This window comes from Anaerotruncus sp. DFI.9.16, from assembly GCF_024461615.1.
Taxonomy (GTDB): Bacteria; Bacillota; Clostridia; order Oscillospirales; family Ruminococcaceae; genus Anaerotruncus; species Anaerotruncus massiliensis.
Genome location: NZ_JANFZX010000003.1, coordinates 22375 through 45378, shown reverse-complemented (window position 1 = coordinate 45378; position 23004 = coordinate 22375). Strand labels below are relative to the sequence as shown.

The window sequence follows — 23004 nt, the reverse complement described above, 5'->3', positions numbered from 1 at the left end:
CCCGCCGGCGCCGGGAACAAAATACGGCGCGGCGTCCGGCCGCGGCGGGAGGAAGGTTATGGCACCAAAAATCAAGAAATTCCTGCTGATCACCGTCAGCACCCTGATCATTGTGGCGGGCACCTATTTCTTCAAATTCCCCAATAACTTTTCCTTCGGCGGCGTGACCGGCATCGCGGTCGTGCTCGCGCGCGTCATGCCCTTTTCCGCCGCGTCGATCAACTTCGTCATCAGCATGGCGCTGCTTGCCGTCGGCTTCTGCTTCCTCGGCAGGGGGTTCGGCCTCATGACCGCCTACTCGAGCGTGCTCCTGTCGGTCGGGCTGTCGCTGCTCCAGCGGTTCTGCCCCATGTCCGCCCCGCTCACCGACCAGCCGCTGCTCGAGCTCTGCTACGCGATTGCGCTGCCCGCCTTCGGGTCGGCCATCCTCTTCAACATCGGCGCGTCGAGCGGCGGCACCGACATCGTCGCCATGATCTTAAAAAAGCACACGAGCACCGACATCGGCGCCGCCCTCTTCTTTACCGACCTGATCGTGGCGCTCTCCGCCTGCTTCGTCTTCGACATCAAGACCGGCCTCTTCTCCTTCGTCGGCCTCATGGTCAAATCGCTCGTCATCGACAACGTCATCGAGTCGATCAACCTCTGCAAATACTTTAACATCATCTGCGACAACCCCGAGCCCATCTGCGATTTCATCGTGCATGTACTCAAGCGCAGCGCGACCGTCTGCGAGGCACAGGGCGCCTTCACCCACGGCAAAAAGGCAATCGTCTTCACCGCGCTCAAGCGTCCCCAGGCCATGGCGCTGCGCCAGTTCGTCCGCGCCACCGAGCCGAACGCCTTCATCCTGATCTCCAACACGTCGGAGATCATCGGCAAGGGCTTCCTCAACAGCTGACCCATTACGCCCGACAAGGAGTGTCCGTCCATGAAACCAGCCTATCCGGCGCGCGAATTCATCCTGCGGGTCCTCTACTTCTGCCTCGGTACCGCCGTTTGCGCGCTCGGCTGTTCGGCGTTCGTCCTGTCCGGCATCGGGACCGACCCGTTCAGCATGCTCATGCAGGGGGTGGCGCGCACCGCCCACATCTCCAACGGCACCGCCCACATCGCCATCAACTTCACCCTGCTGGTCCTCTATTTCTTCATCGACCGCAAATATATCCGCGCGGGCACCTTCGCCGCCCTCTTCATCACCGGGCCGATGATTGACGCCGCGAGCCGCCTGCTCCGCGGCGTCATCCACGAGGGCCTGCCCTTCCCGGTGCGCGTCGTCATCGTACTGGCGAGCTGCGCGCTCATCGCGCTCGGGCTTTCCGCCTCCATCAACGCGAGCGTCGGCGTCGGCGCGAACGATTCGCTGGCGATCCTCCTGAGCGACAAGCTGCACCTCCAGTTTCGCTGGATGCGCGTCGCGGTCGACCTCACCTTCGTCGTCAGCGGGTTCCTGCTCGGCGGCGTCATCGGGGTGGGCACCGTGATCACCGCCCTGCTCACCGGGCCGATCGTCCAGTTCTTCATGCCAGGCACCGCGCGGCTGCTCTATTCCATCCTGCGCCGCCTGACGCCGCAGACCGAATCTGCGTGAAAACGAAACCAAAAAGCCGCCTCCCGGACCTTCCGGGAGGCGGCTTTTTTACGCGCCCGCTACTTCACAAAGGCGGGGAGCTTGGGATTTTCATTCTTGACGAGATTCGCCGTCTCGTGGTAGCTCTCCCCCTCCCGCACAAGCCGTCCCATCACGACGAAGCGCTGGTCGGGGTTCTGGGTGTAGGTGCCGTATTTGTAGCTGCAGGTCGAAAGGGAGAGAATCCGGTCCTCCGGCGTCACCTCGACGTCGTAGGTGTATTCCGACCGCGCCTTCACGTCGCCGATGAGGGCATTGAAACGCTCGTCGGAATACTCGGCCATGTGGTAGGGCACGGGCGAGGTCTCCGCCTCGCAGTAAAAGACCGCGAAGATTTCAAAGACGTGGGCCGCGCCCTCGGTGGTCAGGTAGACATAGGGGGTCTTTTGGGCGAGCTCGATGTCCTCGAGCTTCAAAAGCTGCGCGAATTTGGCGCCCTCGGGGTCGTCCTTCACCCCCATCGGACTGCCGAGGTTGTGGCCGTAGATGATCGTGTTCTGCGCCAGGTCCGCGCCGTTATCGAACATCACGCTCTCGTAGTCCATATAGTAGCAGCCCTCATAGGCATAGTTCTTTTTGACGTCCCGCCGCAGGTAATAGTCATTGTTGGTCGTCTGCACGACCGCCTCGTTGATCGTGGTGTTGGGCAGGGTGAGCCAGCCGACCACGTCGGAATTCTGCCTGACCGCGTCCGCCAGCTCTGCGGAGACGTTCGGAAGCGCCGGGCGGTAGTTCCCCGACTGGTCGTATTCGCCGTCCTGGGTCGTACCCTGGCCGCCGGATTTTTTGCAGCCCGCGCAGGAGACGAGCAGCGCGGCCGCAAGCAGCAGGGCGGTCCATCGCATGGTAGTTTTCATGGGAACGCTCCTTTTCTCGCAGTTGATACCGCTAGTTTGTGCAAAAAAAGGGCGTTCTAAAAAGGGAAAGGTTGGGTTGGGCTTTTTGCCGCGGTTTTTTCATATACCTTATTATCAAACAAGTCCGTGGTGAAACTATGAAAAAAATACAGCGTTTTTTCCTCAACGCCATGATCATGACCGCGACCTCGCTGCTCATGAACGCCGTGGGCGTCTGGTTCAACCTCTATATCTCCGGTAAGATCGGCGCGGAGGGGATGGGCGTCTTCCAGCTCATCATGTCGGTCTATTCCTTCACCGTCACCTTCGCGGCGTCGGGCATCAATCTCGCGTCGACGCGGCTCGTCGCGGAGGAGGCCGCCAGCCCCAACGGCAACGTCAAGGGCGCGATGCGCCGCTGCTTCGGCTACGCGCTGCTCTTCGGCGGCGCGGCGTCCCTCTTCCTCTTTTTCGCCGCGCCCTTCATCGGGGAGACCTGCCTCGGCAGCGTCCAGACCGTCCGCCCCCTCAAGACCATGGCGCTTTCGATGCCCTTCATCGCGATGTCCTGCGCGCTGAACGGGTACTTTACCGCCGTCGGGCGGGTGGCCAAATCCGCCGCCTCACAGATCTTCGAGCAGTTTTTGAAGATCAGCCTCTCGATCGTCGGCCTGACCTTCCTGATGCCGCCCGGCCTCGAATACGCCTGCCTCGCCATCACCGGCTCGGGCGTGATCGCCGAGGGGCTCTCCTTCGTGAGTTCTCTGGCCCTCTACCTCGGGGACAGCCGGGGCTTCCGCCGGAAGGGCGCGCCCAAAAACCGCCTGACCGGACGGCTGTTCGGCATCGCGCTGCCCATGGCGATGAGCTCCTACCTGCGCTCGGGGCTCGCCACCGTCAAAAACCTGCTCGTCCCCGTCCGGCTTCAGGCGGGCGGGCTCGCGACGGGCGCCTCCTTCGCGGTCTTCGGCGCGGTGCACGGCATCGCCCTGCCGGTCATCCTCTTCCCCGCCGCCTTCCTCAACTCGTTTTCCAGCCTCATCGTCCCCGAGATCGCCCAGCGCCACAGCCGCGGGCAGAGCATCTCCCACCTCATCCAGCGGATGTTCGCCCTCAACCTGTGCTGCTCGATCGGGGTGTGCGGCGTACTCTTCGCCTTCTCCCATGAAATCGGCGCGGCGGTGTCGCAGAACCCCGACGTGGGCGTCTACATCCGCCTGCTCGCGCCCGTCATCCCCGTCATGTACCTCGACACCGCCGTCGACTGCATGCTCAAGGGGATGGACGAACAGCTCTCGGTCATGCGCTACAACGTCGCCGACGCCGCCATCAGCATGGTGCTCGTCTATCTGCTGCTGCCCGTCCTCGGCATCAAGGGCTATATCCTCGTCATCGTTTTGAGCGAGGTCTTCAACTTCTCCCTCAGCCTCGGGAGGCTCATCCGTGTCGCAAAGTTCGAGGTCGACATCACCGAGCGGGTCGTGAAGCCCCTGCTCTGCGCCGCCATCTCGGTGCTCGCCGCGCGCATTCTCTCCCGCGCGGGGCTGCCGCTGCCCGGCTCCCCCATCGGGTTCGCACTCCTGCTTGCCCTGGTTTCCGCCGGGTGTTATCTCCTCCTCCTGCACCTGGCGGGCTGCGACCCGCGCCGCGTGTAAAATCGCGCATAAGGACAGGCAAGTCCGTCATATCCATGATACCGGGCGGGCTTTTCGCCCGCAGTGAAATGTAAAAACGGAAGGAGGGCTTTCCATGCCGCTGACGGACCGGGAACTGTTTGCCCGGCTGATCCAGTGCGAGGCGGGCGGAGAGGGGGACACCGGGATGAAGGCGGTGGCCAGCGTCGTGATGAACCGCGTGAACGCGCCGGGCGGGGAATACAAGCGCATCGGGCAGGGCAGTATCCGCAAAATCCTCTACCAGACGGGGCAGTTCGTCTGCATGTCCGAGACCGAACGGGGCTCCTACAACGCCCAGAACGTCTACAACATGCGCCCCGAACAGATCCACTACGACATTGCCGATTGGGCGATCGCCGGCAACCGCCTGATGGACCTGGGGCAGGCGCTCTGGTTTTTCAACCCCTTCTCCCCCAGCTGCCGGAAGAACTTTCCCAGCAGCATCGGCTATCTGGTCACACGGATCGGCGACCACTGTTTTTACAATCCCACCGATGCTTATTACAAAACATAGAAAGAGGGGTATCATATGGCGAACGGCGACAACAACCTGAACTTCGGGCCATTCGAAAGCCAGCAGGCGGAGGAGAACCCGCAGAATAACGAGGAGGTCTTTCTCGGCTCCTTTTCCTCCATCCTGCAGGCGAACCTCGGCGCCTATGTGATCTGCGAATTCCTGATCGGCACCAACGGCCTGGAACGCAAGGAGGGCTACCTCTATTCTGGCGGCATCAACTACATCACCCTTTACCAGCCGAGCGAGGAGCAGTATACCGTCTGCGACCTCTACTCCCTCAAGTTCGTCACCTTTGTCGACACCCGTCTCAGGCCCCGGCAGGACATGGCCGGCGCGGCCGGACAGCGCTACCTGCCCCCGCAGGCGGTCCCCGGCACCATGACCAACCCCGTCCCCGGCGGTTCGGGCGCCCCGGGCGGCGGGTTCCCCGGCCCCGGTATGGGCGGCAGGGGCTATCCCCGCATGGGCCGGTAAAACAGCAAAAAAAGCGTGCGGCTTTCGCCGCACGCTTTTTTCATGTTCAGATCAGCTGGCGGTTCATCCACCTGCCGCGCAGCAGGCGGGCCATAAACATGGCCGCGCGGAAGACCCAGTCGATGATCATCGCGACCCACACCCCGAGCAGCCCCATCCCGAGATAGCGGCCGAGGATATAGCTGAAGATCACCCGGAACACCCACATCGATACGACCGACGTGATCATCGTGTACTTCACGTCGTTGGCGGCGCGCAGGCCGTTCGGCAGCGCGAAGGACATCGGCCAGAAGAGGATGTTGCCGAGCGCACAGACGAGGCAGATCTGCCAGGCCGCCTCCGCCGTCGCCGCCGAAAGCCCGAACAGCCCGATAACCGGGTGCAGCGCGAAAATCAGGATCAGGTTGAGCAGCAGGTTCATCCCGTGCGCCGCGCCGACCAGCCCCAGCATGTACTTTTTGGCTTGCGGGAACTCTCCCGCACCCACGCACTGTCCCACGACCGTCACCATCGCCAGGCTGACCGCCGCGCCCGGCATCTGGGACATCGTCATGACGCTGTTGCCCACCGCGTTCGCCGCGATCGCCACCGTTCCGAAGGTCGTGATCAGTCCCGCCACCATCAGCTTGCCGATGTGGAACATACTGTTCTCCAGCCCGTTGGGCACCCCGATGCGCAGGATGCTTTTGATCATCGTCGGGTGCCACTCGAGCTTTTTGAGTTCATCGAGGTAGATGCGGTTATTGTGGTGGCAGAGCACTGCCAGCAGGAACGCCGCCGACACCCCGCGCGCGATCAGCGAGCCGAGCGCCGCGCCCGCCGCGCCCAGCCGCAGCCCGTAGATGAAGAGCGCGTTGAAGGAGATGTTGACGATGTTCATGACGAGCGCCGCCATCATCGAGATCTTCGAGTTGCCCTGCGCGCGGAAGAGCGCGGCGCAGGCGTTATAGACCGCCATGAAGGGATAGGAGAGCGCCGAAAGCAGGAAATACACCTCGGCGTTCCCCATGACCGCGGCGTCCGCGCTGCCGAAGAGGGCGTGCAGGATGAGTTTGCTGCCCGGCATGCAGACGGCGACCAGCCCGAAGGAGACAAGCGTCGTCACGGTCAGAAGCTGCTTGGCCGCCGCGTTCGCGCTGGGCTGGTCCTCCCGCCCGAGATACTGGGACGCCACGATCGACCCGCCCGTCGAGAGCGCCGCGAAGACGTTGAGCAGCAGCAGGTTGATCGAATCGACCAGCGAGACGCCCGAGACCGCCGCCTCCCCCACGCTCGACACCATGAAGGTATCCGCGATGCCGACCGTCGCCGCGAGCACCTGCTCAATGATCAGCGGGATGATCAGCCGCACCAAATCTCTTCTCGTAAACATCAGCAAACCGCACCTTCTCATAATCTGCAATCATTCTGCACCTTGTGCATAAAAATTGCAAGCCAATTTTTACATTTTGGCAATTTGCCGGGGAGCGGACCGTGCCGCAATGTAAAATCTGTGTGAAATCCCGGTGGGCGCCCGCGCCGCCTTCCAGCAAAAGGAAGGGCGGCCCTTTCCGTCGCCGGAAAGAGCCGCCCAACCCCGATTTCTGCAAGTTTGCAGAGAAATGGAGCAAAATCTCACAGACTTCTGATGGTTTTTAGAGGTCCGCATTCAGATCCTTGGTAGCCGCGACCTCGTATTCTTCCTCGTTAAAGACATAGTCGTTTCCGGGGAGAATCGCATTCAGCAGGATACCGAGGATTGCCGCGATCGCAAGGCCGCTGAGCGTGAAGCCCGCCCCGCCGATCTGGAAGGAGATACCGCCGATGTTGTTGAAGCCGAGGCCGCTGACGAGGATGATCGCCGCAATCAGAACGTTGCGGGACTCGGTCAGGTCGACCTGGTTCTCAACCAGGTTGCGTACGCCGATGGCGGAGATCATGCCGTAGAGGATGAAGGAAACGCCGCCGATCGTCGCACTCGGGATGGTATGGACGAACTCACCGAACTTCGGGATGAAGGAGAGCAGGATCGCCACTACGGCGGCGATTTCCATGACGATCGGGTCGTAGACCTTGGTCAGCGCCAGAACGCCGGTGTTCTCACTGTAGGTGGTGTTCGCCGGGCCGCCGATGAGGCCGGCAAGGCTCGTGGCAAGACCGTCGCCGATGAGGGTGCGATGCAGGCCGGGGTTCGCCAGGAAGTTGCGCTCGCAGGTCGCGCTGACCGCCGCGATGTCGCCGACATGCTCCATCATGGAGGCCAGCGAGATCGGGACCATGATCAGAATGGCGCTCGCGTCAAATTTCGCAAGGGCAAACGGCGCGATACCGACAAGGTTCGCCGCCGCAACGCCCGAGAAATCGACATGCCCGGTGACCAGCGCCACAAGATAGGACACGATGATGCCCAGCAGGATCGGGATGATCTTGATCATGCCGCGTCCAAAGACGTTTGCCGCCAGGATCACGATGATTGCGACGATCGCCAGCAGCCAGTTGCCGCTCGCGTCGTTGATCGCGTTCGGAGCGAGAATCAGGCCGATGAGGATGATGATCGGGCCGGTAACGACCGGCGGGAAGAAGTGCATGATCCGCTTGATGCCGCACGCGCGAATCAGCGCCGCCAGAATAACATAGACCAGACCTGCGCAGACGATACCGCCGCAGGCATACGGGAGCTTTTCAGCCTCCGTCAGCGCAACGCCGGCGGAATTGGTCAGCGGCAGTGCCTTGACAGCCGCGAAACCGCCGAGGAACGCGAAGGAAGAGCCCAGGAACACAGGCGCTTTCCGCTTGGTGATAAAGTGGAAAAGCAGCGTGCCGATACCGGCGCAGAAGAGCGTTACCTGCACGCTCAGGCCGGTGATAATCGGGACAACAACCGTCGCACCAAACATCGCAAAGACGTGCTGCAGACCCAAAACAACCGTTTTCGGCCAGCCGAGTTCCTGCGGGGCATTATAGATTCCTCGATTGGTATTGGCCATTGACTTACCTCCTCAACATAGTATTAGCCTTGTCTCCATTTCTCTATGTATTTCAGGGCCGAAGCCCTTTATACCGCCATGCTGTCCAAAACACACCTCCGGGCGGCCGGGCCGCATGGCCGCGGCCGCCCGGTCCTTATTTTCTTTAAGCCTCCTGGGCTTTCTTCTCCTTGAGCGCCTTGAGCACGTCGTCGGCCCTGATCGGCATCCGGAAGAACCGGCACCCGATCGCGTTGGCCACCGCGTTGGCGATCGCCGGCGCGCCCGGTACCATGACCGGCTCGCCGATGCCGCGCGCTCCGTACGGGCCCGTCGGCTCCTCGTGCTCCGCGACGCGCACCGTCAGTTCGGGCATGTCGTCCGCGGTCGGGATCTTGTAGTCGACGAAGTTGCGGTTGAGAATCCGCCCGTCCTTGAGCATCAACTCCTCGAAGATCGCGGTGCCCAGCGCCTGGACCATCGCGCCCTCCACCTGCGCCTCGTAGAGCGCCGGGTTGATGACCTTTCCGGGGTCGAAGCAGGAGATCATCTTGAGCACGCGGATCTCGCCCGTGTCGGTGTTGACCTCGACCTCGGCGCCGTTGACGCCGACCGTCCAGAAGGCCACCGGCTTGGGGCTCTGGCCGGTCTCCTGGTCGTAGCCCACGTTGTTCGGGACCACGAAGGAGCCCTTGCCGATCAGCGGGCCGTGGATGCCCGACGCGTCGGGCAGAGTGAGCCCGAGCGCGAAGGTGCTCAACGGGACCTTTTTATCCTTGTGGATCTTATGCACCACATAGCCGTCCTTGAGCTCGAGGTCGCGCTTGCTGCATCCGAACTTGATCTGCGCCAACTCGAGGATCTCGTTCTTCGCGTCCTCGGCGGCCAGTTTGACCGCGTTGCCCGCGCAGTAGGTGGTGCGGCTCGCGACCGTCTGCCACTCGTAAGGGGTGTGGTCGGTGTCGCCGGTGCGGATGGTGATCTTGCTCGGATCGATGTCGAGCACCTCGGCGGCGATCTGGGTGAGCACCGTGTCGGAGCCCTGGCCGATGTCCTGGCCGCTCGTCATGAGCATAAAGGTGCCGTCCTCGTTCATGCGGATGATCGCGGCCGAGGCCACGTCAGTGGGCTGAGACGGCGATTTCCAGCCGCCCGCGATGCCCTTGGCACGGATGAGGTTGGGCGCGACCTGCTCGCAGGGCTTGTCGTACTCGAGTTCCTTGACAACCGTCTCGAGGCAGTCCTGATAGCCGCAGTCCTCGAGGATCTGGCCGGTCGCGGTGGCGCCGCCCGCCCGCAGTCCGTTGACCCGGCGGATGTCGACCTCCGACATGCCGATCTCGTGCGCGATCATATCGAGGTTCTGCTCGATGGCGAAGTGGATCTCACACATGCCGAAGCCCCTGTACGGGCCGCCGACCGGATGGTTGGTGTAGACGCAGTAGCTGTCGCACCAGATGTTGTCGATGTCGTAGGGGCCGGGGCAGGCGATGCCAGCCGCCTTGACGATGTTGACGCCGTACTCGGTGTAAGCGCCGCCGTCCCAGACATACTCGATCTTCTGGGCGAGGATCTTGCCGTCCGACTTGCGCACGCCGGTCTTGAGGGTCGCATAGACGCCCTGGCGGACATACGCGTCCTCGAACTCCTCCTCACGGGTGTAGGTCATCTTGACCGGGCGCCCGCAGTTGAGCATCGAGAGCGGGATGACGATGCCTTCGAGGGTGGTGCCCGCCTTGGAGCCGAAGCCGCCGCCGACATACGGGGAGATGACCCGCACCTTGTTGAGCGGGATGTCGAAGGAGGTCGCCAGCGCCTGGCGCACCGCGAAGGGGGACTGGCAGCTCGCCCACACGGTGAGCTTTCCGTCCGCCTCGTACTGCGCGACGGCCACGTGCGGCTCGATGGGCACGTGCTGGACGTGCGGGATATAGAAGGTGTGCTCCGCGACGTAATCCGCCTCGGCAAAGCCCTTGTCGACGTCACCCTTGCGGAGTTTGTAGTGGTGGGAGATGTTGGTGCCCGGCACCGGGTGGAAGATCGGGGCGACCTTGTAGGTGCCCAGGTCGGGATGGATGAGCGGCGCGTCCGGCTTCATGCCCTCGACCGGGTTGGTGACCGCCGGCAGCTCCTCGTACTCCACCTTGATCAGCTCGACCGCCGCCTTCGCGATGTCCAGCGTCTCAGCCGCCACCGCCGCGACGGCTTCGCCGCGGTATTTCGCGGTGCCCACCGCGAGGAAGTTTTTGTCCTCGAGGTAGAGGCCGCCGCGTTTCTTATAATAGTCGCCCGTGATGACGCTCTTCACGCCCGGCAGCTTCTCCGCCTCCGACGTGTCGATGCTCAGGATTTTCGCGTGCGCGTAGGGGCTGCGCTTCACCTGGGCGTAGAGCATCCGGGACATCCTGATGTCGTCCACGTATTTCGCCTGGCCGGTGACCTTTTTGACGCCGTCAACCCTGTCGATCGTTGTTCCGACTGTCCTCATTTGCGCTCGCCTCCTTCCGTATGTGCCGCAACGTCCTCGATGGCCTCGATGATCCGTTTGTAGCCGGTGCAGCGGCAGAGGTTGCCGCTGATGCCCGCCTTGATCTCGTCGCGGGTCGGGTGCGGATTCTCCTTCAGGAGCGCCGTGGCGGTCATCAGGAAGCCCGGCGTGCAGAAGCCGCACTGGAGCGCGGCATGCTTGATGAACGCTTCCTGCAGCGGGGAGAGGTTGCCCTTGCGGTCGGCCAGCCCCTCGACGGTGGTGATGTGTTTGCCGTCCAGCTCGGGCGCCAGCACGAGGCAGGCGTTGACCGGCTTGCCGTCCATGATGACGGTGCACGCGCCGCACTCGCCGGCGCCGCAGCCTTCCTTGGCGCCCGTGAGGTCGAGCTCCTCGCGCAGGACGGTGAGCATCGTTTTATTGGCGTCGACGTAGAGCTCGACCGGCTCCTCGTTGACGAAGAAATTGACCTGGTATTTCATATGTATCCCCTCCTTATTTCGCCAGGGCTTCGAGGCTTCTCTTGACGATCAGCCCCACGATGGTGACGCGGTACTCCTTGGAGGCGCGCACGTCGTCGATCGGCGCGACCTCGGTCTTGGCCAGCTCGGCCGCCTGCTCGATCAGCGCGCCGTCCAGCTTTTTGCCGCGGAGCAGCTCCTCGGTCTTGACGAGCCGCAGAGGGGTGGGCGCGACGGAGCCGAACGCGATGCGCCAGTCGTCCCCGTCCCGCACCACGGTGGCGCAGACGGTGGAGAGGTCGACCTCGCGGCGGCGGGAGATCTTGGTGTACACGCCCTCCGAGCCCGCATGGTAGGGCACCCGGATGGCGGTGACGATCTCATCCTTTTTCAGCGCGGTCTTGCGCACGAAGATGAAGAATTCACGGATGGGGATCTCCCGCTTGCCCTCCGGGCCCTCGGCCAGGATCACAGCGTCGTTGGCGAGCAGCGGGGTGCCGGTATCGGCCAGCGGGGAGGCGTTGACGATGTTGCCGATGCAGGTCGCGCGGTTGCGCACCTGCTTGGAGCCGACCGACAGCGCCGCCTTGCCGAGGTAGGGATAGTACTTCTGGACGAACTCGTTGGCGCCGATCTCGTTCATCGTGACGCAGGCGCCGATGGTGAGGCCGGTCTTTTCGTCGAACGTGATCGTGTCCAGGCCGGGGATCTTCTTGATGTCGATCACGTACTCAGGGGCGATCAGGTTGTCGCGAAGCCGCACGACGACGTCGGTGCCGCCGTTAAAAACCACGGCGGAGTCCCCGTGCTCCGCCAGGAATGCAAGTGCTTCGGGCAAGGATTTTGGTGCTAAATAATTAAATTGTTTCACGATAAGCACTCCTTTTTAGGCATAATGTCACTACCACTAACCTTATTATACTGAGATGGGCAAATCATATCAATCGATTTTTTCCAAATTTTCTGTAATGAATAGATTTCGCAAGAGAATTTAGGCATTTTCGATCATATCGATTTATAAAAACTTCACAACATTTTATGGCGGACCGTCAGGTTTTTTGGGAATCGCATATTTGGCTTGGTCATACTTATGATTTTTGAAGGCCATGTTTGTTTACGCACCTATTAAAAAATCCCCGATATGCTGAAAAAATCACAATGCAGTTTGCCCGAAAAAAATTGCGTTTTTTGTAATATTGGGCGAAATGCATAAATATTATCAACATTTTCTGTGATCAAAAGGCATTTCCTCCAGTTTACAAGTTGGGGATTATCCACTATAATGTAGATAACCTACAAACTAGATTTCCCCTTGAAAACGGCCGCGGTCACATCGAAAAGAAAGAATTTCCTTCTTTACCATGCAAAATCGTCCGGCCGGCAGCGGAAGGCTCCTTCCCGTCCTCTTTTCGTGACCCTGCGGGGCGGATGGGACGGATGCGCGGCATTTTGGGAAGAATCCACAAGATTCCCATGGATTTATTGCTGTAAGTATAGCACATGATATGGAGTTATTACAACAGGTAATTGATTTCGTCTCAAAAACCGCCGGCGGGGCCGGCTTTCTCATAGGGCCGGCGCGGCAAACGGCGGCCGGCCGTGGAAGATTGTATACATTATATGAAACGGGAGGAATCACACTATGACAACCAAACCACTGAGCGGCATCAAGGTGCTGGATATGACCAAGGTCCTCGCGGGCCCCTACTGCGGCATGATGCTGCGCAACCTCGGCGCCGAGGTCATCCACTGCGAGATGCCCGGTTCGGGCGACGACGCCCGCGCCTACGGCCCCTACGTGGAAGGGCAGAGCATCTACTTCCTGAGCATCAACCGCGGCAAGAAGAGCCTCGAAGTCAACGCCAAGACCCCCGAGGGCAAAAAGGTGCTGACCGACCTGGTCAAGAACGTGGACGTGTTCGTTCAGAACTTTAAGCCCGGCGCGCTCGACAAGATGGGCTTCGGCTATGAGGACGTCAAGAAGATCAATCCCCGCTGCGTCTATGTTGCAATCTCCGGCTTCGGCCAGACCGGGCCCTATTCCGGCAGGCCGGCCTACGATATGATCGTCCAGGCGATGGGCGGCGTCATGAGCATCACCGGCGAGCCGAACGGAAACCCCGTGCGCGTCGGCACCTCGATCGGCGACATCATCGCCGGCATGATGGGCGCCTACGGCGCACTGGCCGCCCTCTATGAGCGCGAAAAGACCGGCGAGGGCCAGCTTGTCGACATCTCGATGCTCGACTGCCAGGTCGCCATCCTCGAGAACGCCATCGCCAAGTACTCCGCGACCGGCCAGGTCGCGCGGCCGCTCGGACTCAAGCACCCGTCCATCACCCCCTTCGAGGCCTACCGCACCAAGGACAGCTGGGTCATTGTCGCCGCCGGCAACAACAAGCTCTTCGCCAAGTTCTGCGAGGTCACCGGCCGCCAGGAGCTCATCAATGATCCCAAGTTCTCCACCAACCCCGAGCGCAACAAGCATATGCAGGAGCTCAGCGACCTGATGCAGGAGCGGATCAAGGACAAAACCACCGACGAGTGGCTCAAGATCTTCGTCGACAACGGCATCCCCTGCGGCCCGATCAACTCGATCGACCGGCTGTTCGAGGACCCGCAGATCAACTACCGCAACATGCTCGTCGAAGTCGAGCAGACCCACATGGGCAAGGTCAAGGTCGCGGGCAACCCGGTCAAGCTGAGCACCGTCCCGCCCGAGGATGAGCTCCCCAGCGAGCCCGCCCCGCAGGTCGGAGAACACAACGTCGAGGTTCTGCGCGACATCCTCGGCTATTCGGAGGACGACATCAAGGCCTACATCGACACGCTGCCGAAGAAGGAGTGAGCGCCATGACCGACGAGAGATGCGAGAACCACAACGGGAAACCCTTCATGCTCGAGGAGGCGACCGTCGCCTCCGTCCATGAGGCGATGCTCGACGGGCGCCTCACCTGCCGCCAGCTCATCGAGGGCTGCCTCGCCCGTATCGAGGCCTATGACAAAAAGGGCCCCGAGCTCAACGCGGTCATCCTCGTGAACCCCCACGCGCTCGAGGAGGCCGACCGCCTCGACGAGCGGTTCCAGACCGACGGGCTGACCGGCCCGCTCCACGGCATCCCCGTCCTGCTCAAGGACAACTGCGAAACCTTCGACATGCCGACCACCGCGGGCTCCCTCTCCCTCGAGGGGTTCGAGACCCACAAGGACGCCTATATTACCAAAAAGCTCCGCGAGGCGGGGGCGGTCATCATCGCCAAGACGAACCTGCATGAGTTCGCCGTCTGGGGCGAGACGATCAGCTCGATCCTCGGCCAGAGCTACAACCCCTACGACCACACCCGCACCCCCGGCGGCTCGTCGGGCGGCACGGGCGCGGGGCTGGCGGCCAACTACGGCATCGTCGGCATCGGCACCGACACGATCAACTCGATCCGCTCCCCCTCCTCCGCCTGCTCCCTCGTGGGCATCCGCCCCACCATCGGGCTGGTGAGCCGGGACGGCATCGTCCCCTATTCGCTGACGCAGGACACCGCGGGCCCGCTCGCGCGCACCGTGGCGGACGCCGCCGCCGTGCTCGACGTGATCGCCGGCAGCGACCCGAAGGACCCCGTCACCGAGGCCTGTCTCGGTAAGATCCCGGCGAGCTATCTCGACTACCTTGACGACGAGGGCCTGCGCGGCAGGCGCATCGGCGTGCTGCGCAGCTTCTTCGGCCCCGACGACGACCTGCACCGCGAGGTCAACGCCTGCATGGAAAAGAGCCTGCAGATCATGCGGGACGCCGGCGCGGAGCTCGTCGACATCTCCGAAAAGATCGACTCGGGCTACCTCGTCAAGAACGTCAGCGTACATATTCACGACCTCAAGGCCCACCTCGGCCAGTACCTCGAGGGCTTCGGCGACGCGGCCCCCATCCACTCGCTGGCCGACGTGCTCGCCAGCGGCAAGTACCACCCCGGCCTCAAGAGCAACCTCGACGAGGCGATGGGCTACGACGTGGGAACCCCCGCCTACAACGAGCGCCTCAAAAAGCGCGCCGAGCTCCAGAAGCAGGTGCTCGCGATCATGGACGAATATGCGATCGACGCGATCGTCTACCCGCACCAGCAGCAGCTCGTCTGCAAGACGGGCGGCAGCCAGCAGGAGCGCAACGGCGTCATCGGCTCGGTGACCGGCTATCCCGCGGTCGTCGTGCCCGCCGGCTTCTCCACCCCCTCGGACGACGCCCCCATCGGCGTGCCGGTCGGCATGGAGATCCTCGGGCGCCCCTTCGCGGAGCCGCAGCTCATTTCGATCGCCTACGGGTTCGAGCAGCACAGCCATCTGCGCCGCCCGCCCCTTTCCACGCCGCCGCTCGCGTGACGGCCCCCGCCGGGCTTCCCGGCGAAATTCCCGGCCGCCGCGCCGGTACCTGACTATGAAGGGATGGAACCAAAATGAATAAGATCGAAGACCTTGTTGCCCGCAAAACAGCGATCTACCAGGGCAACGCCAAGGCGATCGAAAAGCAGCACGCCGGCGGAAAGCTGACCGCCCGCGAGCGGCTCGGGCTGCTCTTTGACCCGGGCACCTTCGTCGAGATGGATACCTTCGTCACCCACCGCTGCACCTACTTCGACATGCCTCAGAAGCACCAGCCGACCGACGGCGTCGTCTGCGGCTACGGCAAGGTCGACGGCCGCGTCGTCTTCGCCTACGCGCAGGACTTCACGATCATGGGCGGCTCGCTCGGCGAGATGCAGGCCAACAAGATCTGCCACGTGCTCGAGGCCGCCCGCAAGGTCGGCGCGCCCGTCGTCGGCATGAACGACTCGGGCGGCGCGCGCATCCAGGAGGGCATCGACGGCCTCTCCGGCTACGGCAAGATCTTCTTCCGCAACACCGCCGCCTCGGGCGTCGTCCCCCAGATCACCGCGATCATGGGTCCCTGCGCCGGCGGCGCGGTCTACTCCCCCGCGCTCACCGACTTCATCTTCATGGTCGACAAGACCAGCAAGATGTTCATCACCGGCCCCGACGTCATCAAGACGGTCACCGGCGAGGTCGTCACCGGCGAGGACCTCGGCGGCGCGACCACCCACAACAAGAAGAGCGGCGTCGCCCACTTCATGACCCAGAACGACCAGGACTGCATCGCGCAGATCAAGCGCCTGCTCTCCTTCCTGCCCTCCAACTGGAAGGCAAAGGCCCCTGAGATCGACTTCGGCGACGATCCCTACCGCCTCGTGCCCGAGCTGGCCACCATCCTGCCCGACAACGCCAACCGCGCCTACAACATGTACGACGTGATCCGCGGCATCGTCGACCGGGGCGACTACATGGACTACCAGCCGCTCTATGCCACCAACATGATCACCTGCTTCGCGCACATCAACAAGCAGGCGGTCGGCATCATCGCCAACCAGCCGAAGGTCGGCGCGGGCTGCCTCGACATCAACGCCTCCGACAAGGCCGCGCGGTTCATCCGCACCTGCGACGCGTTCGGCCTGCCGCTGCTCACCATCGTCGACGTGCCCGGCTTCCTGCCCGGCACCCACCAGGAGTACGGCGGCATCATCCGCCACGGCGCCAAGATGCTCTACGCTTACAGCGAGGCCACCGTGCCCAAGGTCACCCTCATCCTGAGGAAGGCCTACGGCGGCGCCTACCTCGCGATGTGCTGCCGGGAGCTCGGCGCGGACGTCTCCTTCGCGTGGCCTGACGCGGAGATCGCCGTCATGGGCCCCGAGGGCGCAGCCAACATCATCTTCCGCAAGGAGGGCCCCGAGCAGCGCGCCCAGTCGATCGAGCAGTACAAGGCCGAGTTCGCCACCCCCTACAAGGCGGCCGAGCACGCCTTTGTCGACGACGTCATCCACCCCGCCGAGAGCCGCCAGAAGATCGTCGCGGCGTTCGAGATGCTGCGCGGCAAGGAACAGTCGATCCCCGAGAAGAAGCACGGCAACATTCCGCTCTGATTTGCGTGTCCCTCCCCCTGTGCTGCCGTCCCGCCCGTCAGGCGGGCGGGACGGCGGCCCCTCCTGAGAAGGTTTTGTGAGATTGTAAAAGTTCCACAGTGTTTTGCACTCTAAAAATTGGCAATTCTTTAACAATTCGTTTATTTTTCTGACTTATTTGGCTATTTTCACAATTTTTTGGGCCATTTATATTGAAAAACTCCTATGTCAAAGTCGATCAAAACAAAGCGAATTTTTCTACATTGTATATTTTACACAACAAATGTTGACTTCGCTTTTTTTAATAGTATGATGAAAGTAATGACAGGGTAAGCCGGTCCGTTAGGAGGTTCCCCCATGGATAAAACATACGGCATTTCTGTCAGGTCGGTGCTCGAGATGGAAGTCCTCAAGGGCGCCAAGCTGATCGCGGGCAGGGGCGGCCTCGACCGCGTCGTCACCTCGATGAACGTCATGGAGGTACCCGACATTATCGACTGGGTGAGCGGCGGGGAGCTGATCGTCACCACCGCCTATTCGATCAAGGACGATGTGGAAAAGCTCGTCGAGCTGGTTCCCGCCCTCAACAGCCGCGGCGTCGTGGGGCTGGGCATCAAGCCCAAGCGGTATATCCGCGAAACCCCGCAGGCGGTCATCAACGCCGCCAACGCGCTCTCCTTCCCCATCTTTGAGATCCCGCCGGAGGTTTCCTTCTCCAAGATCATCACCCCCGTGCTGACCACCATCGTCAACAACCAGGCGCAGGTGCTCATGGACATCTACGACCTGCAGAAGTCGCTCACCGCGACGATGCTCAGCGGCGGGAACCTTCAGGCGATCACCCAGACGCTGCACAACCGCTACGGCAACAGCGTCGCCATCTACAACGAGTTCTTCTCCTCCTACGTCATCTCCGCCACCTACAGCCGCCGCGACGCGATCTACCGCCAGATGGAAAACTGCGTGCGGGACAACGCAGGCGAGCGGCACGGCAGCGACAACGCCCTGAGCTGGCGGGAGCTGTGCAAGGTGGACGGGCGGGAGTGCAGCAAGATCACCGTCCCCATCTACAGCGACAAGAAGCTCTACGGCTACATCTTCATGTGGGAGGACAACCGCGAGGTCACCAGCGTGGACCTGGCCGTCATCGAAGCCTCCACCTCGCTGATCGCGCTGGAGATGCTCAAAAAGATCTCCCTCTTCGAGATGGAGAACAACCACAAGGTCTCCTTCCTCGACGACCTGCTCGTCAACGACGAGCTCAGCCAGCGCAAGGCGCTGGCCAACGCCGAATACTTCGATTTCGACATCGAGGCCATCCACCAGGTGGCGGTGGTCCAGGTGATTAATTCGCACAACTCCCTCTCCCTTTCCAACGGCGCGCTCTACAAGATGAACAACAACATCGTGCGCGTCCTGCGCCGCCTGTCGCGCAGCGCCTCCTACAAGCTGCTCTTCGTCAACAAGTGCGACAACATCGTGCTCGTCTTTGAGCAGAGCTCCCGTTCTCCCGCGCTCTGCAAGCAGGAGGTCTCCCAGTTCATGGAGGTCTTCGGCAAGGCGCTCGCGGACGACGGGCTGCTCGAGTTTATCAGCATCGGGATCGGAAGGGCCTACCCCGACACCGCGGACCTGTGGAAAAGCTGCTCCGAAGCCAAGCGCGCCGCCGGGTGCGGTTCTGTGGGCGGGGTGCGGGTCCACTATTTCGAGGATATGGGCGTCTACCGCTTCCTCTCCTGTGACACCCTTCAGAACGAGCTACAGTCCTTCTACACCGAGACCCTCAAGGTCCTCGTCGACTACGACCGCGACCACGACTCCGAGCTCGTGCGGACGCTCCAGACCTACTTCAAGTGCGGGGGCAACCTCAAAAAACTCGCGGAGGAGCTGGGCGTCCACTACAACACCGTCGCCTACCGCATCCAGCGGATCAAGGAACTTGCCGGCGTGAGCTTCGACAACGCCGACCAGCTTCTCAATCTGCAGATCGCGCTGAAGATTTATGATGTGCAGAGAGACAGATGAAGGCGCGGTCCCGGCACTGGAGATCTGCAACAGCCTGCGCAGATCGATCCCCGCCGGGGGCTGTCCCGCAACCGTTCACTCCGTTTTTGACCGGGCGGTCAACCTTGTCACCCCCCTCGGGCTCGTGACGCTGCTTCCCAAATGCCGTCCGCTCTATCCCTTTTCGGTGCGCATTGACATCGACATCCCCTTCCCCGCCCTCGGGCTGCGGCCCGATATGAGCGCGATGCTCCTGCCGGGGGAGGCGGCCGCCGGGGAACTGCGCGTGGATATGGCGGACGCCGCCGCCACCGACCTCTCTGTGCTCGATCGCAAAGAGCTGATCGTCCCGCACGACCTGTCCGACAGGCTCGAACGCCTCGCGGGGGTCATCGGCGAGGAGGGCAAGCCGGAGGGCATGGCGCCGCTCGTCTTCCACCTGGAGGAGGGCTCCTCCGCAGATTACGCGGAGCGCTTTCCCCACAACCACTACACCGCTTTCCTGCTCCCACGCGTCCGGCGCCTCTTCGACGCGCTGCACACGGGGCAGATCGTGGAAATCTCCGCGGCGGCCGGCGCGATGGCCGGCTGCGGGCCGGGCCTCACCCCCTCCTCCGACGACTTCCTGTGCGGGATGATGGCGGCGATGCTCGCCCGAGGCGGCGCAAGGGGCCGTGTGCTCCGCACGATGGACATCACCCAGCGCATGGGCTACGCCGCGCGCGTCAAGACCAACGTCATCAGCGGCAGTTTTCTCGTCCGCTCGTCGCAGGGCCTGCTCTCCGCCGACGTGCTCGACACGGTCGGGCAGCTCTTTTCAAACGGACCCACGCAGTCGCTCGAAAGCGCTGCTTCCAGAGTCATATCCTTTGGGGAAACGTCCGGGACGGACATCCTCAGCGGCATCTATTTCGGCGCAAAAATCTAACATAATGGAGGAATCGGCATTGGTTAAGCTGGATATCAAGCAGAATACCTATTACGACTCGGTAACCCTCATGCTCATCTCCAAGGACCTCAAGAAACTCGACGGCGTCGAGGAGGCCCTCGTCGGCATGGGCACCGACCTCAACCGGGACATCGCCCACAACCTCGGCCTTGTGACGCCCGAGTTCGAGACGATCACCGCCAACGACTTCTTCGTCGCCATCAGGTGCGAAAACGACGACGTCATGGCCGCCGCCCTTGCGAAGGTCGACGAACTGCTGACCAAGAAGAAGGAGAACAGCAGCGCCAACTACTATCCGCCGACCCTCTCCTCCGCCATCAAGATGGATGACCAGCTCAACCTGGCGATCATCTCCGTCCCCGGCAAGTATGCCGCCGGCGTCGCGGACGAGTGCCTCGACCACGACATCAACGTCATGCTCTTCAGCGACAACGTCACGATCGAGGAGGAGAAGCGCCTCAAGGAGAAAGCCGTCTCCAAGGAGCTGCTCATGATGGGCCCCGACTGCGGCACCGCGATCATCAACAACGTCCCGCTCGCCTTCGCGAACGTCATCCGCCCGGGCGACATCGGCATCGTCGGCGCCTCCGGCACCGGCACCCAGGAGCTCTCCTCGCTGATCGGCCAGTTCGGCGGCGGCGTCTCGCAGGTCATCGGCACCGGCGGCCGCGACCTCAAGATCGAGATCGGCGGCCTCATGATGACCTTCGCGCTCGACGCCCTCATCCAGGACCCCAAGACCAAGGTCATCGCGCTGACCTCCAAGCCTCCGGCCGAGGAGATCGCGGATAAGATTCTCAAGCAGGCCGCCGCTTCCGGCAAGCCGGTCGTCGTCTGCTTCGTCGGCGGCGATCCCGAGCAGGTCAAAAAATACGGCCTCATCCCCGCTCTCTCCCTCGAGGACGCGGCCCGCAAGGCGGTCGCCCTCTCCAAGGGCGAGCCGGTTGTCGACTTCACCGGCTTCTCGGCCCCCGACGTCGAGATCGACGCGATCGTCAAGGCGGAGACCGCCAAGTTCGCTCCCACGCAGAAGTACGTCCGCGGCCTCTACACCGGCGGCACCCTCTGCGACGAGGCGATGAAGATGCTCACCAAGGCGTTCGGCGGCGTCTATTCCAACATCCCGCTGAAGCCCGAATTCCAGCTCGAGGACGTCAACGTGGGCGTCGAGAACACCTGCCTCGACTACGGCGACGACGACTTCACCCGCGGCCGCCCGCATCCGATGATCGACCCGTCCCTGCGCGCCGAGCGCGTGGTCAAGGAGTCGCTCGACCCGACGGTCGCCGTCATCCTCGCGGACTGTGTCATCGGCTACGGCTCCCATCCCAACCCGGCCGAGGACCTTGCCGACGCCATCCGCACCGCCAAGGCGAACGCCGAGAAGGACGGCCGCTACCTGAGCGTCATCACCTCCGTCTGCGGCACCGAGGAGGACCCGCAGTCCCTCTCCAAGACGCAGCAGCAGCTGCGCGACGCGGGCGCGGTCGTGATGCCCACCAACTCGCAGGCGACCCGCCTTGTTGAGCGGATCATCTCGAACATCAAGTAAGGGGGTCAGGAACATGAGCAAACTCAACGAACTCTTCAATAAAAAGCTGCACATCGTCAACCTTGGCATCGAGTCCTTCTACGAGGACCTCAAGACCCAGAAGCAGGAAGCGATCCACGTCGACTGGAAGCCGGTCGCCGGCGGAAACAAGAAGATGGCGTCCCTGCTTGGGATGCTCAAATAAAATCTTCGCGGTTCAATTCACAAATTTCAGATAACAGGAGGAATTTACAATGACGTTGGGCGAAAAGATCAACCAAGCCAACGCGGAGGCGTTAAAACGCATCCTCGGCGCGCAGCCGACGCTTGTCGGGATGGGCACTGCCGGAGAGGACATCCCCGGTATGACCAAGAAGACCATCCTTCACGCCGGCCCGCCGGTCACATGGGATAAAATGTGCGGCCCGGTCCGCGGCGCCGTCATCGGCGGCCTCATCTACGAGGGCCTCGCCGCCAACAAGGAGGAGGCCGAAAAGCTGGCCGCCTCGGGCGAGATCACCTTTGACTCCTGCCACCACCACAACGCGGTCGGCCCGATGGCCGGTATCGTGACCTATTCGATGCCTGTCTGGAAGGTCGTCAACAAGACCTCCGGCAACTACGCGTACTGCACCGTGAACGAGGGCCTCGGCAAGGTTCTCCGCTTCGGCGCCTTCGGCGACGAGGTCATCGACCGCCTGAAATGGATCCAGAACGAGTTCTACCCGATCGTCAAGGAAGCCATCGCCATCCACGGCGAGATCAACCTCAAGACGATGATCGCGCAGGTCCTGCAGATGGGCGACGAGGGCCACAACCGCAACAAGGCCGGCACCTCCCTGCTGATCCGTGAGCTCGCTCCCGCGATCGCGCAGACCCACTTCCCGCTGGAGAAGATCGTCAAGGTCCTCGAGTTCCTCAACTCCAACGACCACACCTTCCTGAACCTCACGATGCCCGCCTGCAAATCCACCATGGACCCCGTGGGCAACATCCCCTACTGCACCATCGTCTACACGATGGCCCGCAACGGAACGGAATTCGGCATCCGCGTCTCCGGCTTCGGCAACCGCTGGTTCACCGCTCCCGCGGAGATCATCGACGGCCTCTACTTCCCCGGCTACACCCAGGCGGACGCCAACCCGGACGTCGGCGACAGCTGCATCACCGAGACCACCGGCATCGGCGGCTTCTGCATGGCGGCGGCCCCCGCGATCGTCCAGTTCGTCGGCGGCACCGTGGCCGATTCCATCAAGTACTCCACCCAGATGTATGAGATCACCGAGGGCGAGGGCAACACCTACCAGATTCCGGCCCTCAACTTCCGCGGCAGCGCCACCGGCATCGACATCCGCAAGGTCATCGAAACCGGCATCCGCCCGATCATCAACACCGGTATCGCCCACAAGGACATGGGCGTCGGCCAGGTCGGCGCCGGTATCGTCAGCCCGCCGATGAAGTGCTTCGAGGATGCGCTTGAGGCGTGCGGCGAGTGGATGGAATAATTTCTTCCCCTCTCCCGTATCCTGTCCCCATGGGGACCTGAAAACAGTC

The 23004-nt window shown here is 62.3% G+C and carries 19 protein-coding genes; 13 read left to right on the top strand and 6 right to left on the bottom strand.

Going from position 1 to position 23004, the window contains the following annotated elements; translation table 11 throughout:
• Nucleotides 1–58: 58 nt before the first annotated feature.
• Both NE609_RS02735 and NE609_RS02730 read left to right on the top strand, forming a co-directional pair.
• Entirely contained in the window at nt 59–901 is an 843-nt protein-coding gene (locus tag NE609_RS02735; RefSeq protein ID WP_121586768.1) for a YitT family protein, read from the top strand.
• Nucleotides 902–931: 30 nt separating this feature from the next.
• Entirely contained in the window at nt 932–1591 is a 660-nt protein-coding gene (locus NE609_RS02730) for a YitT family protein (RefSeq protein ID WP_256151620.1), read from the top strand.
• A gap of 59 nt (nt 1592–1650) precedes the next feature.
• On the opposite strand, the gene NE609_RS02725 is transcribed toward NE609_RS02730, so the two are convergent.
• Entirely contained in the window at nt 1651–2487 is an 837-nt protein-coding gene (locus NE609_RS02725; RefSeq protein ID WP_121586766.1) for a class B sortase, read from the bottom strand.
• A 137-nt stretch (nt 2488–2624) separates the two neighbouring features.
• Between NE609_RS02725 and NE609_RS02720 the strand changes: the two genes are divergently transcribed.
• The 3 genes from NE609_RS02720 to NE609_RS02710 all read left to right on the top strand — a co-directional run bounded on the left by NE609_RS02720 (nt 2625) and on the right by NE609_RS02710 (nt 5133).
• Entirely contained in the window at nt 2625–4121 is a 1497-nt protein-coding gene (locus NE609_RS02720) for a polysaccharide biosynthesis C-terminal domain-containing protein (RefSeq protein WP_256151619.1), read from the top strand.
• A 94-nt stretch (nt 4122–4215) separates the two neighbouring features.
• Nucleotides 4216–4656: a cell wall hydrolase gene (locus NE609_RS02715; RefSeq protein ID WP_121586764.1), complete on the top strand. Its 441-nt coding sequence runs from the start codon at nt 4216–4218 to the stop codon at nt 4654–4656.
• Between the two features lie 15 nt (nt 4657–4671).
• Entirely contained in the window at nt 4672–5133 is a 462-nt protein-coding gene (locus NE609_RS02710; protein ID WP_121586763.1) for a hypothetical protein, read from the top strand.
• A 46-nt stretch (nt 5134–5179) separates the two neighbouring features.
• On the opposite strand, the gene NE609_RS02705 is transcribed toward NE609_RS02710, so the two are convergent.
• From NE609_RS02705 to NE609_RS02685, 5 genes are all read right to left on the bottom strand, one after another.
• Nucleotides 5180–6505 (bottom strand): MATE family efflux transporter, encoded by a 1326-nt coding sequence (locus NE609_RS02705; protein ID WP_256151618.1) that lies wholly within the window; start codon nt 6503–6505, stop codon nt 5180–5182.
• Between the two features lie 262 nt (nt 6506–6767).
• Nucleotides 6768–8099: a uracil-xanthine permease family protein gene (locus NE609_RS02700; RefSeq protein ID WP_256151617.1), complete on the bottom strand. Its 1332-nt coding sequence runs from the start codon at nt 8097–8099 to the stop codon at nt 6768–6770.
• A 145-nt stretch (nt 8100–8244) separates the two neighbouring features.
• Nucleotides 8245–10566: a xanthine dehydrogenase family protein molybdopterin-binding subunit gene (locus NE609_RS02695; RefSeq protein ID WP_256151616.1), complete on the bottom strand. Its 2322-nt coding sequence runs from the start codon at nt 10564–10566 to the stop codon at nt 8245–8247.
• Nucleotides 10563–11048, bottom strand: a complete 486-nt coding sequence (locus NE609_RS02690) for a (2Fe-2S)-binding protein (protein WP_101549961.1) — start codon at nt 11046–11048, stop codon at nt 10563–10565. The genes NE609_RS02695 and NE609_RS02690 overlap by 4 nt, the downstream gene beginning before the upstream one ends.
• A gap of 13 nt (nt 11049–11061) precedes the next feature.
• Nucleotides 11062–11898 (bottom strand): xanthine dehydrogenase family protein subunit M, encoded by an 837-nt coding sequence (locus tag NE609_RS02685; RefSeq protein WP_158595618.1) that lies wholly within the window; start codon nt 11896–11898, stop codon nt 11062–11064.
• A gap of 771 nt (nt 11899–12669) precedes the next feature.
• Between NE609_RS02685 and NE609_RS02680 the strand changes: the two genes are divergently transcribed.
• The 8 genes from NE609_RS02680 (at nt 12670) to NE609_RS02645 (ending at nt 22955) form a co-directional block, all read left to right on the top strand.
• On the top strand, nt 12670–13875 hold the full coding sequence (locus NE609_RS02680) for a CaiB/BaiF CoA-transferase family protein (protein WP_101549957.1): 1206 nt from the start codon (nt 12670–12672) through the stop codon (nt 13873–13875).
• Between the two features lie 5 nt (nt 13876–13880).
• Nucleotides 13881–15392, top strand: coding sequence for an amidase family protein (locus NE609_RS02675; protein WP_256151615.1), 1512 nt, complete (start codon nt 13881–13883; stop codon nt 15390–15392).
• 74 nt (nt 15393–15466) lie between these two features.
• Nucleotides 15467–16987 carry an acyl-CoA carboxylase subunit beta gene (locus NE609_RS02670; protein WP_101549953.1) on the top strand — a complete coding sequence of 507 codons (1521 nt, stop codon included), beginning with the start codon at nt 15467–15469 and terminating at the stop codon, nt 16985–16987.
• A gap of 336 nt (nt 16988–17323) precedes the next feature.
• Nucleotides 17324–18991: a PucR family transcriptional regulator gene (locus tag NE609_RS02665; RefSeq protein WP_121586758.1), complete on the top strand. Its 1668-nt coding sequence runs from the start codon at nt 17324–17326 to the stop codon at nt 18989–18991.
• Entirely contained in the window at nt 18972–19898 is a 927-nt protein-coding gene (locus NE609_RS02660; protein ID WP_121586757.1) for a DUF2877 domain-containing protein, read from the top strand. Before NE609_RS02665 ends, NE609_RS02660 begins: the two co-directional genes overlap by 20 nt.
• Nucleotides 19899–19917: 19 nt before the next feature.
• A complete protein-coding gene (gene fdrA / locus NE609_RS02655) occupies nt 19918–21471 on the top strand; it encodes an acyl-CoA synthetase FdrA (protein ID WP_256151614.1) in 1554 nt (517 codons plus the stop codon).
• A gap of 13 nt (nt 21472–21484) precedes the next feature.
• Entirely contained in the window at nt 21485–21655 is a 171-nt protein-coding gene (locus NE609_RS02650; RefSeq protein ID WP_101549944.1) for a fdrA domain protein, read from the top strand.
• 49 nt (nt 21656–21704) lie between these two features.
• Nucleotides 21705–22955 carry a DUF1116 domain-containing protein gene (locus NE609_RS02645; protein ID WP_101549942.1) on the top strand — a complete coding sequence of 417 codons (1251 nt, stop codon included), beginning with the start codon at nt 21705–21707 and terminating at the stop codon, nt 22953–22955.
• The last annotated feature ends 49 nt before the right edge of the window (nt 22956–23004 follow it).